Annotated in this window: 11 protein-coding genes, 1 tRNA gene, 1 pseudogene and 2 riboswitches; of the genes and pseudogenes, 8 read left to right on the top strand and 5 right to left on the bottom strand. The window is 62.4% G+C overall.

Annotated features, from left to right (window positions below; all coding sequences use genetic code 11):
* Window positions 1-23: 23 nt before the first annotated feature.
* Window positions 24-773: a phosphodiester glycosidase family protein gene (locus E7T06_RS12710; RefSeq protein WP_240741045.1), complete on the bottom strand. Its 750-nt coding sequence runs from the start codon at window positions 771-773 to the stop codon at window positions 24-26.
* Window positions 774-848: 75 nt separating this feature from the next.
* On the opposite strand from E7T06_RS12710, the gene E7T06_RS12705 reads away from it, so the two are divergent.
* The 6 genes from E7T06_RS12705 to E7T06_RS12680 all read left to right on the top strand — a co-directional run bounded on the left by E7T06_RS12705 (window position 849) and on the right by E7T06_RS12680 (window position 8,818).
* Window positions 849-1,448, top strand: coding sequence for a GNAT family N-acetyltransferase (locus E7T06_RS12705; RefSeq protein ID WP_168733520.1), 600 nt, complete (start codon window positions 849-851; stop codon window positions 1,446-1,448).
* Window positions 1,449-1,490: 42 nt separating this feature from the next.
* Window positions 1,491-1,566 (top strand) — tRNA-Asp (locus tag E7T06_RS12700).
* Window positions 1,567-1,839: 273 nt separating this feature from the next.
* On the top strand, window positions 1,840-3,768 hold the full coding sequence (gene speA / locus E7T06_RS12695) for a biosynthetic arginine decarboxylase (RefSeq protein ID WP_136366154.1): 1,929 nt from the start codon (window positions 1,840-1,842) through the stop codon (window positions 3,766-3,768).
* Window positions 3,769-4,514: 746 nt separating this feature from the next.
* Window positions 4,515-5,780, top strand: a complete 1,266-nt coding sequence (locus E7T06_RS12690) for a class I SAM-dependent RNA methyltransferase (RefSeq protein WP_136366153.1) — start codon at window positions 4,515-4,517, stop codon at window positions 5,778-5,780.
* Window positions 5,781-5,856: 76 nt separating this feature from the next.
* A riboswitch (ZMP/ZTP riboswitch) is annotated at window positions 5,857-5,942 on the top strand.
* Between the two features lie 84 nt (window positions 5,943-6,026).
* Window positions 6,027-7,586, top strand: a complete 1,560-nt coding sequence (gene purH / locus E7T06_RS12685) for a bifunctional phosphoribosylaminoimidazolecarboxamide formyltransferase/IMP cyclohydrolase (RefSeq protein ID WP_136366152.1) — start codon at window positions 6,027-6,029, stop codon at window positions 7,584-7,586.
* A gap of 356 nt (window positions 7,587-7,942) precedes the next feature.
* Window positions 7,943-8,818 carry a bifunctional 5,10-methylenetetrahydrofolate dehydrogenase/5,10-methenyltetrahydrofolate cyclohydrolase gene (locus tag E7T06_RS12680; RefSeq protein WP_136366151.1) on the top strand — a complete coding sequence of 292 codons (876 nt, stop codon included), beginning with the start codon at window positions 7,943-7,945 and terminating at the stop codon, window positions 8,816-8,818.
* A 36-nt stretch (window positions 8,819-8,854) separates the two neighbouring features.
* On the opposite strand, the pseudogene E7T06_RS21500 reads toward E7T06_RS12680, so the two are convergent.
* Window positions 8,855-9,865: pseudogene (locus E7T06_RS21500) on the bottom strand (IS630 family transposase).
* Window positions 9,866-9,931: 66 nt separating this feature from the next.
* Here E7T06_RS21500 and E7T06_RS12670 point away from each other — a divergent pair.
* Both E7T06_RS12670 and E7T06_RS12665 read left to right on the top strand, forming a co-directional pair.
* Window positions 9,932-10,432, top strand: a complete 501-nt coding sequence (locus tag E7T06_RS12670; RefSeq protein ID WP_136366150.1) for a winged helix-turn-helix domain-containing protein — start codon at window positions 9,932-9,934, stop codon at window positions 10,430-10,432.
* Between the two features lie 224 nt (window positions 10,433-10,656).
* On the top strand, window positions 10,657-10,995 hold the full coding sequence (locus E7T06_RS12665) for a hypothetical protein (RefSeq protein ID WP_136366149.1): 339 nt from the start codon (window positions 10,657-10,659) through the stop codon (window positions 10,993-10,995).
* A 19-nt stretch (window positions 10,996-11,014) separates the two neighbouring features.
* Here the strand turns inward: E7T06_RS12665 and E7T06_RS12660 are convergent, their stop codons facing one another.
* The 3 genes from E7T06_RS12660 to E7T06_RS12650 all read right to left on the bottom strand — a co-directional run bounded on the left by E7T06_RS12660 (window position 11,015) and on the right by E7T06_RS12650 (window position 14,091).
* Window positions 11,015-12,049 carry an alpha/beta fold hydrolase family protein gene (locus E7T06_RS12660; RefSeq protein ID WP_136366148.1) on the bottom strand — a complete coding sequence of 345 codons (1,035 nt, stop codon included), beginning with the start codon at window positions 12,047-12,049 and terminating at the stop codon, window positions 11,015-11,017.
* The gene (locus E7T06_RS12655; RefSeq protein ID WP_205750920.1) at window positions 12,046-13,380 is read right to left on the bottom strand and encodes an O-acetylhomoserine aminocarboxypropyltransferase/cysteine synthase; all 1,335 of its coding nucleotides are present in this window, start codon (window positions 13,378-13,380) and stop codon (window positions 12,046-12,048) included. The genes E7T06_RS12660 and E7T06_RS12655 overlap by 4 nt, the downstream gene beginning before the upstream one ends.
* A 141-nt stretch (window positions 13,381-13,521) precedes the next feature.
* Window positions 13,522-13,624: riboswitch (SAM riboswitch) on the bottom strand.
* Between the two features lie 77 nt (window positions 13,625-13,701).
* Window positions 13,702-14,091: a Fur family transcriptional regulator gene (locus E7T06_RS12650; RefSeq protein WP_136366147.1), complete on the bottom strand. Its 390-nt coding sequence runs from the start codon at window positions 14,089-14,091 to the stop codon at window positions 13,702-13,704.
* Window positions 14,092-14,255 lie beyond the last annotated feature (164 nt).

The raw sequence follows: 14,255 nt of genomic DNA, 5'->3' as shown, positions 1-14,255 counted from the left end.
TTTCATGAGCCACCCTTAGACCCTCACCGCGAAACTGTCCAAATCCCGCCAAACTCTGCAAGTTGTGTATTGGTGTCGGGCGTGGCGTAAGCGCTGATGCTGCCGTCCAGATACAGGGCGTCGGGGCATTTCAGGGCGTCGCGGAAAAATATGGCGAAGCTATAAAAGTTGACTGGGCCAGCACTGATCACAAAGCGCACCCGGCCATCGCTGCACACGCCGACGCCGCTACGGGTCTTGAAACTGGTGCCGCTGCGGTTGAACTCTGGATGCAGCTTGCCGCCCGACACGAGCAATGGCCCCGACTGCGTGGCGTAGGTAGGGGCCACGTTCAGGCGGCGGAAGGCCTGCGTTTCGGTCACGCCTGCGCGGGTGCCCTTGACCCAAAACACGCCGTTAGGCAGCAAGGCAAAGTTGCCGCCGGAGCGGGCGTTGTTGAGGCCCACCAACGTGTTGCCGCTCTGAACGTGCAGCCCCAGTGGGCGCGGGCCGGGGGCATAAATGCCGCTGTTGGTGGCAAACAGCATCTTCTGACCCTGCCCTGCCAACCTTTTTTGCACGGCGTCGAAAGTCTGGTACGGCCCGCCTGTGGCCGGGTTTTTCCAGTGCAACTGGAGGCGGTCTTGCGCCAAATTGACCACCGCCACCGTGTACATCATCCCGCCCGATGTGACGCGCTGCACGCTCAGAGCGTCGGCCCGCGAACATGACGACAGCCCCAGCAGCACTGCCCCGACAATTCCCATCTGCATCATTTTTCCCGGCCTGTTCATCACCAAGCATGATGGCGGCACTGGATGAGCGCAGAGCATCACGGCGGAGGCGACGTGAGCCTTACACTGTTTTCGATGCCCGCCGTAACAGAAGTCAACCCACCCCTCACCACGCCTAGGCTGCGGCTGGAACCGCAAGTAGCCGCCCACGCCCCCGTGATGGTGGCGGCGCTGGCCGATCCGCGCAGCTATTTGTACATTCCCGGCAACCCGCCCAGCGATGCAAAAGCGTTGCAACGACGCTTTGCCCACCAAGAATCTCGCCGCTCGCCGGACGGCGCAGAGTTGTGGCTGAACTGGGTGGTGTACTGCGGTGAGGACGCGCTTGGCACCATACAGGCCACCGTTCGTCTGGCCGCCCGCACAGCAGACGTCGCCTACGTCTTTGGGCCAGCCGCGTGGGGCAAAGGCTACGCGGCAGAGGCGGTGCGGGCCATGCTGAGCTTTTTGCGGGACGGCCTGCGGGTCGAGGGGTTCGCGGCCAACATAGACACCCGCAATGCAGCTTCGCGGCGGCTGATAGAACGTCTGGGATTTATGCAGACAGACCTGATCGTGGGGGCCGATCACTTCAAGGGCAGCTCCAGTGACGAATACGTGTATAAGCTGTCTGCGTCGGCGTTTTCAGCCTCCCCGCCCATACCGCCGCTTGACTTCCCGCCCGCTGGCCTTTAGTCTCTTGTCCGCTGGTCGGCCAGTCCTGGTTGTCCCGTGAATGGTCCGGTAGTGTAGCGGTTAGCATATCTGCCTGTCACGCAGAAGGTCGCGGGTTCAAATCCCGTCCGGACCGCCAGAACAAGAGTTGGGCAAGAGTTGGAAAAAGAGAGAGTGAGGCTTAAGCCCTCGCTCTTTTTTTGTGCCCAGCGCCGTGAGGCGAATGTCTGCCCTGTGTCAGCCCGCCGCAATTGCCGTTCTTCCCCCTACTGCTGGCCGCGCTGTGCCGTATTATGCCCCCCGGTTTCGCACGGCGTCCGTTGAGTGCTGATCTGCCCCCCGGCAGGCCCGATACTCCGAACCCCGCGCACGGCGAGCCTACCCCACTGCACTTCTTGGAGGAGGACGCCCCTTGACTACGACGCCCCTAAACCCCGGACAACCCTTTACCACCGTCGACGCCGCCGAACTTTATCAGGTGCCCAACTGGAGCGGCGGTTGGTTCCGCGTGTCCGACAAAGGCCAGATGGAAGTCACGCCTGCGCCCGGTTTGCACGCGCCCCTGCGGGCCATCATCGACGAAATCGTGGAGCGCGGCGAGAGCTTGCCCGTGATCCTGCGCTTTCCGCAGGTGCTGGCCGGACGGGTCAAGCACCTCAATGAAGCCTTTGGCGCGGCCATCACCGAATACGGCTACAAAGGCCACTATCAGGGCGTATTCCCTATTAAAGTAAACCAGCGCCGCGCTGTGGTGGAAACGGTGGCTGCCGCCGGATACGACTACGCGCACGGCCTAGAGGCAGGCAGCAAAGCGGAGTTGGCGCTGTGCTTGGCCCAGCGGATGCACCCCGACGCCCTGCTGTGCTGCAACGGCTTCAAGGACGATGGGTTTATCAAACTGGCCTTGTGGGGCCGCACTTTGGGCAAAAACGTGGTTATTACGCTGGAAAAATACAGCGAACTTGACCGCGTGCTGAAACAGGCCAAAGCGTTGGGCGTGAAGCCTGCCATCGGGGTGCGCTTCAAGTTGCATGCACGCGGATCGGGGCAATGGGAAGAATCGGGCGGCGATCAGGCCAAATTCGGTCTGAACGCCTATGAGTTGCTGCGCGTAGTAGAGCGTCTGCGGGCCGAAAACATGCTGGACAGTCTGGTGATGCTGCACACCCACATCGGCTCGCAAATTACCGATATTCGCCGCGTGAAGGTGGCCGTGCGGGAAGCCACCCAGACCTACGCGGGCCTGATCGCTGCTGGCGCACAACTGAAATACCTGAACGTGGGCGGCGGCCTCGGCGTCGATTACGACGGCTCCAAAACCACCTTTTACGCGTCCATGAACTACACCGTGCGCGAGTACGCCGCCGACATCGTGTACACCGTGCAGGAAGTCTGCCGCGCCCGTCAGGTGCCCGAACCCGTGATCATCAGTGAATCGGGCCGCGCCCTGACGGCCCACCACGCCGTGCTGGTGATGCCTGTGCTGGACGTGACCGGGCCAACCCGTGATCTAGAAGACCTCGCGCCGCCCGAAGGCGACAGCCACCAGATCGTGAAGGATTTGGAAGAAGGGCTGGCAAATATCACCGCCCGCAACTACCGCGAAACCTATAACGACGCGGTGGGTGACAAGCAGACGCTGCACAACTTGTTTGACCTCGGTTACGTGACGCTGGCAGACCGCGCACGCGGCGAAGCGCTGTTCAATGCCATCCTCCGCAAGATCGCCAAAATGATTCAGCACGAAAAGTATGTGCCGGACGAACTGGAAGACCTCGAAAAAGTGCTGGCGGACAAGTTCATCTGCAACTTTTCGCTGTTTCAAAGCTTGCCCGACAACTGGGCGATTCAGGCGCTGTTTCCGATTGTGCCGGTAGACCGCCTGAACGAGCGCCCCACGCGGCAGGGCACGATTGTCGACATCACCTGCGACAGCGACGGTAAAATCGAGAAGTTTATCGACCTGCGCGATGTGAAAGCCACGCTGCCTCTGCACGAGCCGGGGGGCAAGCCGTACTACCTCGGCGTGTTCCTGATGGGCGCGTATCAGGACGTGCTGGGCAGTTCTCACAACCTGTTCGGCAAGGTCAGCGAGGCGCACATTACAGTGCGTCCGGGCGGGCGCTACCACATTGACCTGTTTGTGCGCGGCCAAAAAGCCCGCCGCATGATCGAGTCGATGGGCTACGAGGAACCTATGCTGCGCGACGCGATTGAAGATCAGGCCGACGCCGCGATTAAGGCCAAGATGCTGACGCCGGAGCAGGAAACCGAGCTGCTGGAAGACTACGGCGAGGAACTGCTGGGCTACACGTATCTGGAGTACGAAGAAGAGGGCTGAAGAGTACTGAGCAAGAGTGGGGCGGCCAGTGGGAAGGGGCCGCCCTTATTCGTCTTCCGAATCCTCAATAGGCTCTCTAGGGGTCAAGCATGGGGAAATAACGCTATGTGGGGACACGCTTTGAAGGTTCAAAAAGCGTCTGTGCGCGTTAAACCTAGTTTCAGAGGCTCACAAGTCTCTTTCCAACGCGAGCAATATCTAGTTGAGAGGAGTGACAGATATGTCCACCTTATGGTTTAGATCGCCGCAATCTAGGCTGGCTTTCTCTTCTGTCCAGTAAAACATCTGACCGGCCACTTCCTCGGAATCCCGCTGCCAAAGCTTGGTTAAGCCCTATTGCCACGTCTCACACACCTGCTCTTGAGCTTGAACACTGGGCACTGGAACGACCATTACATCCACAATAATTGAGGGTGCTTGAGGCTTAACTCTCACCTCCACCTCTGAAGGGACATCAAATACTGGGCCGCTGAACCCGTACACACCTTCGGGCAAGGGGATAGAAAGAGGGGTGAAGCCCTGACCAACCAATCTCGCCCTAACGGTCTCTACAGAGTCACCCTGTTTGAGATTTAGAAAGGGGGCCAGTGTTGGTTGGGGCGGAGTACAAGCCATGAGAGGAAGCAGTAAAAGCGGGAGCAAGAGGCGCATTCTTCCAGTATCACTGAGCATGCCAGTGCGTGAAGTAATTTAGTAGCCCCGCCCGCTCCCTTTTCCCCGCGCCGCCCTGCGCTACCCTGTAGGTTATGTCTGACGCCGCACACACTCCCGCCACCCCAGCACACACTGGGTTGGTCACACTCGAAATAGAAAAATTAGTTGCCGGGGGGCTGGGACTGGCCCGCGACGCCGATGGTGTGGTGCTGGTACGCGGAGCGCTGCCCGGAGAGCAAGTGACCGCCGCCCTGCGCGATGGCCGGGGCGTGCGCCAAGGCGTGACCCGCGAGGTTTTACGGGCCAGCCCTGACCGGGTAGACGCCACCGCGCTGCCCACCGCCGACCTTGCCCACGCGTCGTATGCCGCCCAACTGGTCTTCAAACGCGGCTTTGTAGAAGAAGCCCTGACCCGCATTGCCAAAGTGCGCCACACCGTGCAGGACACCGTACCCAGCCCCCGCGAATGGTTTTACCGCAACACGGCGCAGTATCTGGTGACGCCGGAAGGGTTTGCCTATCGCGAACGCCGGGGCACTGGCCCGCTGGTGGTGGGCGCTGACCCCCTCGTGATGCCGCAGATTCAGGCCATCATGGACAAGCTGGACACCAGTCGGCTGGCCCCCGCCACCGAAATCGCCTTCCGCGCCAGTCTGCTGACCGGCGAAGTGGTGGCTGCCGTGATCGGCGCGGGCGAAACGCGGGCCTTCCTGCGCGCCTCCGATCACCTGATGGAAGCGGGCGTGGTGGGCGTGTCGCTGGCCCAGCCTGCCGGAAAACGTTTCAGCGCGGGCGTGCGCCTGATTGCCGGGGAGTCCGAGATTCGGGAGCAATTTGGGCTGGTACAGGTCAGCGTGAGCGCCACCGGGTTTGCACAGGTGAACCCCGAAGCGGCGGGCTTGGCCTACATCCGGGCCGCAGAATTGGCCGGAAGGGGTGAACATGCCGTGGACTTGTACGGCGGCGCGGGCGCGATTGGCCGCCACCTCTCGCCCAGTTTCCGCAAAGTCACGGTGTTGGATTCCTCGCCCGAAGCCCTGTCGCGGGGCCGTCAGGATGTGGCCCTCAGCGGAGAGAAGAACGTGACCTACCGCAGCGGCGACGCGGCCCGCTTCAGCGAACTGGGCACCGATGTGATCGTGGTCGACCCGCCCCGCGCCGGACTGGAACCCGAAGCCCGCGAGCACATTCATGCCTCGACTGCTGACCGATTGGTGTACGTGTCCTGTGACCCGGCCACGTGGGCACGCGACGTAGGCGACCTGACCCGGCGCGGCTGGAAACTGGGCGCGGTCATTCCACACGACTTTTATCCCCAGACCAGCCACATCGAAATTGTGAGCGTGCTGGAAAGGTAACCGCTGGCGAGGGGGCGTCCGAGTGGTCTGGACGTGCCGCCTCTCCCCCACCGCCTGCGCCCTGTATGCTGCGGCCACAGCGGGCGGCAACTGGCGCTGAACGTGGGTCTACCACGGGGAAGCCGCCCACGCAAGACTGGATCGCACGCCTGGGTCGGACGCTTCACCGCTGCATGGTTAAGACTGTGCCGCTGGCTGGAGCGTCCGACTTTTGATGTCACATCTTGATGAAAGAGGAGAACATACATGACGGGACAGACGAAGAGACGGGCCTTGATTTCGGTGAGCGACAAGGCGGGCGTGGTGGACTTTGCGCGGGCACTGGTGGAGCGCGGCTGGGAAGTGCTGAGTACGGGCGGCACGCTGTCAGCCCTCACGGGTGCGGGCGTGGCGGCCACCGCTGTCAGCGACATCACGGGCTTTCCGGAAATTCTGGATGGGCGGGTCAAAACCCTGCACCCCAGCATTCACGGTGGCATCTTGGCGCGGCGCGATGCGGGCCATCTGGCCGAACTGGACGCGCACGGCATCGGCACGATTGATCTGGTGTGCGTGAACCTGTACCCCTTCCGCGAGACGGTGGCACGTGGGGCCGCGTTTGCCGAAGCGATTGAGAACATAGATATCGGCGGCCCCGCCATGATCCGGGCCGCCGCCAAAAACCATGCGGGCGTGCTGATCTTGGTTGATCCGGCAGATTATGAATTGGCCTTGCAGGACGAGGTGAATGAGGCAGACCGCCGCCGCTTGGCCGCCAAAGCCTACCGCCACACCAGCGAATACGACGCGGCGATCACGGCTTATTTGGACGGCACATCAGATGTTATTCCTATTCAGTTGCCGCAAACGCTGAGCCTCGAACTCTCGCGGGTGGCCGAGGTGCGTTACGGCGAAAACCCTCACCAACCCGGCGCGATCTACCGCTGGGGCGCGGCGCGGGGGCCGGTGCTGGATGCCCGCGTGGTGGCCGGAAAACCCATGAGCTTCAACAATTACGCCGATGCAGACGCGGCTTACGCCCTGTGCAGCGAACTGGCCGCGCAGGAAACCGAGGCGGGCGACCCCCGGCTGGTGTGTGTGGCCGTCAAGCACGGCAATCCCTGCGGCGTGGCGGTGGCCGACAGCGTGCAGGCCGCGTGGGAGCAGGCCCGCGACGCCGATACCCTCAGCGTCTTTGGCGGCGTGGTGGCGGTGAGTGGCCCGGTGGATTTGGCCGCAGCTCAGGCCATGCGCGGCACCTTTTTAGAAGTGCTAATCGCGCCCGACGTGACGCCGGAAGCGGTGGAGTGGTTCGCGGCCAGGAAGCCCGATCTGCGCGTGCTGATCGCGGCCTCTGCCTCCGCCGTGAGTGTGCTGGATTTGCGCCCCATCGCAGGTGGATTTGCCGTGCAGGAGCGCGACACCCGCCCTTGGGCCGACCTCTGCCCCGAAGTGGTCACCGCCCGCCAACCCACCGACACCGAATGGGCCGACCTGCGCTTTGCGTGGGGCGTGGTGAAGCACGCCCGCAGCAACGCAGTGGTGCTGGCACGCGGCGGCGTGACGGTGGGCCTAGGAGCCGGAGCCGTGAGCCGCATCTGGGCCGCCGAACGCGCCGTCGCCAATGCCGGAGAGCGGGCGGTGGGCGCGGTGCTGGCCTCGGAAGCTTTCTTCCCCTTCGACGATGTGGTGAGGCTGGCAGCGGGGGCGGGCGTGCTGAGCATCTTGCAACCGGGCGGCGCAAAACGTGACCCAGAAGTGATCGCAGCGGCCAACGAACTCGGCCTGAGCATGGTATTTACAGGATCGCGACACTTTCGGCACTAGGTTAAGTTGGGTGGCGGGAGGGCAATAGCAATCGCTGGCGCTCACTTCCCCCTCCCGCTGTTTCACAGCGCCCTCCCCCGCAAGGGGAGAGGGAGAAAGCAAACCCAAACCGTCCCCGCCCACATCCGTGTGAGGCCGTCATCCGCGCAGCGGGTGGGCCAATTCCATTTCGGAATAAACAGGCGATTCCGCTTCAGTTGAGCGAGGCAGCCAACTTGAAACTCGACAAGATGAAACCTCCTCAGCGGAGCGACCACTCCCCTGACCCCTGTGGGGGCGGGGGCTGGGGGGTGGGGGAGTTCAACGTGGGACAAGCCCCAAAAACCCCGCCCAAATCCCCCAATCAAGGAGCCAAAATGTCAACCCTCATCCTCGGCAAACCGCTGGCCGACACCGTGACCAAGGGTGTCAAGTCGGCCCTAGCCATCTGGCAGCAAGAAGGCTTCCAGCCCCATCTGGTCAGTGTGCTGGCCTCCGACGACCCAGCCTCGCGGGTGTATGTGCAGAGCAAGGCGCGGCGGGCGGGGCAACTGGGCGTGCGTTTTACGGTGCGCGACCTGGGCGCAGAATTGGGGCCAAAGCTGACGCAAGCCGCCCTGAACGCCGAACTGCGGGCGCTGTCGGAGCGGGACGACGTGCAGGGCATCGTGCTGGAATTGCCGCTGGCAGCGGGGCTAGACCCTGACCTGAGCTTGCTGCACTTGGCCCACCGCAAAGATGTAGAAGGCCTGACGCCTGCCAACCTCGCCCTCGTGACGGCGGGGCGGGAACCCGAAGCGATTTTGCCGCCCACGCCGCGCTCGGTGCGTTTCCTGCTGCGTTCGGTACTGGGCGACGACTTGCGCGGTCTGCGCGTGGCTGTGATCGGGCCGGGACGCACCGTGGGCCGCCCGCTCACGTGGATGCTGGGCAACCGGGGCATGACCGTGACCGTGTGCAACGAACATACCCGCGACCTTGCGGCGGTGCTGGCCCCACAAGACGCCATCGTGGTTGCGGTGGGCAAACCCGGATTGCTGCAGCCCCAGCAGGTGCAACCGCATCATATGGTGATAGATGCGGGAATCAACGTGACTCCCGGCGGCGTAGTCGGGGACGCAGCGCCCGAAGTGGCCGACGTGGTACGGGCCTTTACGCCTGTGCCGGGTGGAGTCGGCCCCCTGACCAGCGCCCTGATGTATCAGAACTTGGTGCGGGCCGTGAAGATGCAGCGGGGGGAGGAGGTGGAGTGAGGGGCAGAAAGGATATCTATTGACCTCGGCTGAAATTTACGACGGAAGGTAGCTGTGAAGCAGTTGTTTTGGCAGCCGGATATACCGGACGCGCTGCCAACCGACCCGAAGGCGTGCCTTCAATGCCTTCAAGGTTCGCGCACAGAAATTGCCTAAAATATGGCGCTTGATGTAGGCCCAGACGAGTTCAATTGGATTGAGCTCCGGTGCATACGGCGGGAGATAAGACACGGACAGCCGTGGTTCACCCGCAACGAAGGCCGTTTTGGGCCTTCGTTTTATGAATGCTGGCATTGTCCAACACCACCAGGAGATCGCCTGGAACGTGCGTCAAGAGGTGCTGAAAGAACCGAATCACCCCTTCGCCTGTGAAGGCCCCGTGCTGAGTCTGCTGCAGAAATTGGCCTGCACTGGTGATCGCGCCCAGGGTGGAGACCTTGTCCCAACTGGCTGTGCCGAAGACCACGGGGGTCTTCCCCCGTGGAGCCCAGGTGTGCTTCACCGTTCCTTTCAGACTGAACCCCACTTCGTCAAGAAAGACCAACGTCGCGCCCGCAGCTACTTTTTTTTCAGCTCCGGAACCGTGGTTTGAACCCAAGTCGCCACGGCGTCTGGATTCTGTTCCAGAGCGCGTTTGTCGGGCTTCTGACGCGAGAAACCCATCTGGTGCAGGATGCGACGGACATGATCCCGGTGATGCCAGATGTTGAATTGCCGACCGATGACGTTCCTGACCCGGAGCGTCGTCCAACTCACGTCCGGGAAGCCGTGAACCTGCGCCCCCTCGTTGAGAAGCCGCTTGAGGGTCTCCCGCTGCTCCGGGGAGAGCGCCGACGCTCTCCCCGGAGTGACGGTGGCCTGCAGGGCGTCTGACCCCTGCTGCCGCAGGCGTTGTCTCCAGGTGCGGAGGGTACTCATCGAGACCCCCAGGAACTCAGCCAGCTCCTTAGAACTGTACTGCTGGGCCTCGAGCAGCTGGAGGAAGTGCAGTCGACGTTCTTCAAGTTGAGCTCGCGTGAGGTGCGAGGGCCGCCAATGGTCGGTCACCCACACAGTGTACCGTCCCTCATTTCAGCCGAGATCAATAATACGGGATTAAACTGAGTACCGACTATGAGACCTGCCTCGCTCTTCCCGCATCAGACGTCCGACGAGTTGGAGTTCGCCTATCGCCAGTCCGAGCGGCCAGTGGAGCGATCCCGTTGGCACATCTTGTGGCTCAAAAGCAAAGGACTGACGATTCCAGAGATCAAAGCGGTCACGAGTTTTTCGCGCAGCACGATCAGCACGTTGATTCGGGCGTACAAAGAAGATGGGCCAGCGGTGGTGGTGGACAAACGCCGTTGGAACAAATCGGCTCCTGCACTCAGTGTGGAACAACAAGAGGTGTTGTTTGGTGTGCTCCAGAAGCCACCCGAAACGGGTGGCTTCTGGACGAGCCAGAACGTGCAAGCCTACGTCCACGAGCAGTTCAAAGTCGAGATGACGTCCGTGTGTGCTTGGGGGTATTTGAGAAAACTCGGATTTACGGTGCAAACGCCCCGTCCAACTCATGTTCAGGCGGCCACGCCGGAGGAACAGGCGATCTGGATAAAAAAGTCCAAGCGGCGCTGAGAACCGCACGTGCCGCGTACCCGGAGAAGCAGGTCCGGCTGTGGGTGCAGGATGAAGGGCGCTTTGGTCTGAAACCCGTGCTGAAGCGCCTCTGGGCGCTTCGGGGTTAGCGACCGGTCATCGCCCAGCGCCGTCGATATCAATGGCTCTATACCTACATTTTTGTCGAACCCCTCACGGGACAGAGTGATTTCCTGATCCTTCCCAGTGTCAGCGTTCCTCTGATGCAAGTCGCGCTGGACGAGTTCAGCCGGGCTGTCGATCCATACCAGCAGCAACTCATCGTCCTCTTGCTCGACCAGGCTGGTTGGCACACCAGCCAGCAACTCAAGGTGCCGCCGAATCTCTTCCTCTTGCCGTTTCCGGCGTATACGCCGGAAATGTCTGCTGCTGAACCCATGGTGACCAAACTGAAACTCCCCATTGCCAATAAGACGCTCAACACCCTTCAAGAGGTGGAGGACTTGATCGCTGCAGAGTGTGTCCGGCTCCAGCACAACCCACAAGAAGTCAAATCGCTCACCCTCTTCCCCTGGATTAAACATGTTTTGGACTCATTTTAATTTGGTATAAGAAGGGTTTCTAGGCTTGCAAAAATGCCCCCACCCTCTCCGGCAATTCGCCCGCATCCATCAGAAAAGCGTCGTGGCCGTGAATGGAATCGAGTTGCCAGTAGGTGACGCGCCGCAACTGGCCTGCATGCGCCTGCACTTCTGCCGCTGGGTACAGCACATCGCTGCTGATACCGACTACCAACACAGGCACGCCGATGCAGCCCAGTTCGGCGTCGCTGGGTTGAAAGGCGTCCATCGCGCGGGTGAGGGTCACATAAGTGCGTTCGCAAAAGCGTTCGGCCAACTTTTCGCCCTGATAACTGAGGTAGGACGTGATGGCAGGCACGCCGGGCCGCCGCGTGCTGGGGCCGCTCTGTGTGGCCGCCAAGCTGTCGGGGCTGCGGTAGCTGAGCATAGCGATCTGGCGGGCCACCTTCAGACCCTCACCCCCCGGCGCGGCGGCAATAGCGCTGCGGGCGGCGCTGTTCAGGCCGATGGCCCACGGCGAATGGCGGGCGGGTGCGCCAATAATCACGGCCCTCTCTACCAAATCGGGGCATTCCAGCAGCCATGCATAAGCCAACATGCCACCCATGCTCGCGCCGATCACGCGCACACGGCTGATGCCCAAATGCTTCAGGAGTTCACGGCCCACGCGGGCCATGTCGCGCAGGGTGAGGGCCACCGGTTCACCGCCCACCGTGGGCAGTTCGGACGGCCCACTGCTGCCCGCACAGCCGCCCAGCACGTTGGCGCACACCACGAAGTCGCGGCTGGGGTCTAACGGCTTGCCTTCACCCAAAAAGTCGGGCCACCACTCGTGAACCGCACTGGTTCCGGTGAGGGCGTGAAGCACCAGCGTGGCGTCTGGGCGGGCCTCGCCGTAGGTATGGTAGGTCACGCGCACATGGTTCATGGGCTGGCCGCAATCCAGCAGCAGCGGTTCGCGGCGAAACAGGGTGACGGTATGGCGGCGCGGCAGACATCGCTCCGGGGCGGCCTCGTCCGGTTGAAATGCTTCCGGCGGGGGCAGGAGTTCCGGGCCAAAACTCACGGCGGTCATACGCCTTCCGCGTCTACGAGGGCGGCGGCCAACGCCTGTGCAAAGTCCTCGCGGATGTCGTCTATGTGCTCTATGCCCACCGACACGCGCACCAGCCCCGGCGTGACTCCAGCGGCGGCCCGCTGTTGGTCATCCAACTGGGAATGTGTCGTGCTGGCCGGATGAATGACCAGCGTGCGGGTGTCTCCCACGTTGGCGACGTGCTGGGCCAACCCCACCGAACTGATGAAGGCCTCGCCCGCCGCACGCCCGCCGCGCAGTTCGAAAGTGAGGACTGCGCCGCCCCCACGCGGCAAATAGGTCTGGGCACGGTCATAGTGCGGGTGATTGCTGAGGCCGGGATAGGTGACGCGGGACACGTCTGGGTGGGCCGCCAGCCACACCGCCAGCGCGTGGGCATTCTGGGCGTGACGCTCGGCCCGCAGGCTCAGGGTTTCTAGGCCTTGCAGGAATTGCCACGCCTGCTGGGGAGCCAGAGTCGGCCCCAGATCGCGCAGGCCCTCGGTGCGGGCGCGGGTGATGAAGGCCACGTTGGGCAGCCCCAGCGCGTTGCCTTCGCCAAAAGCTTCCCAAAAATTCAGGCCGTGATAGCTGGGACTCGGCTCGGTCATCAGGGGGTAGCGGCCATTGCCCCAGTCGAACGTGCCGCCGTCTACGATCAGGCCGCCGATGCCGTTGCCGTGCCCGCCGATCCATTTGCTGGCCGAATGCAGCACGATATCCGCGCCGTGCTGGAGGGGCTGGCAGTAGTAACCCCCGGCCCCGAAGGTGTTGTCTACGAACACCGCCACACCCTGTGCGTGGGCGGCGGCTGCAATCGCCTCAAAGTCTGGGATATTCAGCGCCGGATTCCCGATGGTTTCTAGGTACACGGCGCGGGTGCGGTCATCGATGAGGGCAGCAAATTCTTCGGGGCGCTCGTCCTTGCTGGTAAAACGAACCTCTATGCCCAACCGCCGCAGCGTGACCCGGAATTGGTTCACCGTGCCGCCGTACAGATTGGGCGTGCTGACGATATTGTCTCCAGCCTGCGCGACATTGGTGATGGCGAGGAACTGGGCTGCATGACCGCTCGCGACGGCCAGTGCGCCTACGCCGCCTTCCAGCGCCGCGATCCGTTCTTCCAACACCGCGTTGGTGGGGTTCATGATCCGGCTGTAAATGTTGCCGAAGGCCCGCAGCCCGAACAGGTTGGCGGCGTGTTCCGGCGACTCGAACACGTAGGAATTGGTGGCGTAAATAGGCACGGCCTGAGCGCCGGTAGTGGGGTCTGGGCGCTGTCCGGCGTGGACTTGCAGGGTGTCAAAGTGCAGCTTGTTGGGGGTAGTCATTGTGCGGCCCTCCGGCCAGACAGCAAGTGTCTGAGATGGGTGGGGCGGCCTACACAGAGGCAACGCCCCTCTCTTGGGGAAAAAGAGAAGGGGCGTGTAGTAAAACAGCGCGTGACCTTCCCGGATCGTTCCCGGCGGGCGCAGTCATCGTTAACGCGCCTTTGGGCTGGCCTTGGCACCGTGACGTAATGAAGTCCGGTTGCCGCGCCGTCTACGAGCCAGTTCTCTCGGGCGCTCTGGATTGGGGTGGCTTCACGCGGAAGCTGACTTAAGGTATCAAGTCGGGACGGAGCTGACAAGAGGGGCGGGGAGGCAGTTGGCTCAGGCAGGCGCGGCGGCGCACTGTGGGCACTGCCCATACAGCGTGACCTCGTGCGCCTCTACGATGAAGCCGCCCGGATACACCGTGCCGCGCGGCAAGGCCACCGGGCAGGTGTGCAGCGTAAATACGCGCCCACAGCGGGTGCAGGAAAAATGGTGGTGGTGGCCCTTGCCGCTGGCCTCATACAGCGTTTCGCCGTCCAGCGTGACCGGGTGAATCCGGCCTTGTTCGGTCAGCAGTTTGAGGGTGCGGTACACCGTGGCAATACCTAATCCGGGCAAGTCGGACAGCGCCCGGCCATGCACATCATTCACGGCCAGCGGGCCTTCCGCGCCCTCCAGCACGTGGGCAATCACATCACGTTGACGGGTGGAGCGCGTGGCGGTCATCCCTGTATGCTAGCAGACTTGAGGTAGGCGATTGAGAAGGGGGAATCAATAGGGAGGGTGGAACGTGGGAAGGGCATAGAGAACCGAATGAAGCTCAAATGATTTCTTGAGAGACTGTCTGGAAAGGCATGGATCAGTGGGAAACTGCGATTGGCTGGGCAAAA

It is taken from the genome of Deinococcus sp. Arct2-2 (assembly GCF_004801315.1).
GTDB lineage: Bacteria > Deinococcota > Deinococci > Deinococcales > Deinococcaceae > Deinococcus.
The sequence above is the reverse complement of the archived record's forward strand: the minus strand, read 5'-3'. Positions and strand labels throughout refer to the sequence as shown.

Coding starts and splice junctions, on each gene's coding strand:
- E7T06_RS12710 (WP_240741045.1), bottom strand. CDS start 773: ATGAACAGGCCGGGAAAAATGATGCAGATGGGAATTGTCGGGGCAGTG.
- E7T06_RS12705 (WP_168733520.1), top strand. CDS start 849: ATGCCCGCCGTAACAGAAGTCAACCCACCCCTCACCACGCCTAGGCTG.
- E7T06_RS12690 (WP_136366153.1), top strand. CDS start 4,515: ATGTCTGACGCCGCACACACTCCCGCCACCCCAGCACACACTGGGTTG.
- purH (WP_136366152.1), top strand. CDS start 6,027: ATGACGGGACAGACGAAGAGACGGGCCTTGATTTCGGTGAGCGACAAG.
- E7T06_RS12680 (WP_136366151.1), top strand. CDS start 7,943: ATGTCAACCCTCATCCTCGGCAAACCGCTGGCCGACACCGTGACCAAG.
- E7T06_RS12670 (WP_136366150.1), top strand. CDS start 9,932: ATGAGACCTGCCTCGCTCTTCCCGCATCAGACGTCCGACGAGTTGGAG.
- E7T06_RS12665 (WP_136366149.1), top strand. CDS start 10,657: ATGCAAGTCGCGCTGGACGAGTTCAGCCGGGCTGTCGATCCATACCAG.
- E7T06_RS12660 (WP_136366148.1), bottom strand. CDS start 12,049: ATGACCGCCGTGAGTTTTGGCCCGGAACTCCTGCCCCCGCCGGAAGCA.
- E7T06_RS12655 (WP_205750920.1), bottom strand. CDS start 13,380: ATGACTACCCCCAACAAGCTGCACTTTGACACCCTGCAAGTCCACGCC.
- E7T06_RS12650 (WP_136366147.1), bottom strand. CDS start 14,091: ATGACCGCCACGCGCTCCACCCGTCAACGTGATGTGATTGCCCACGTG.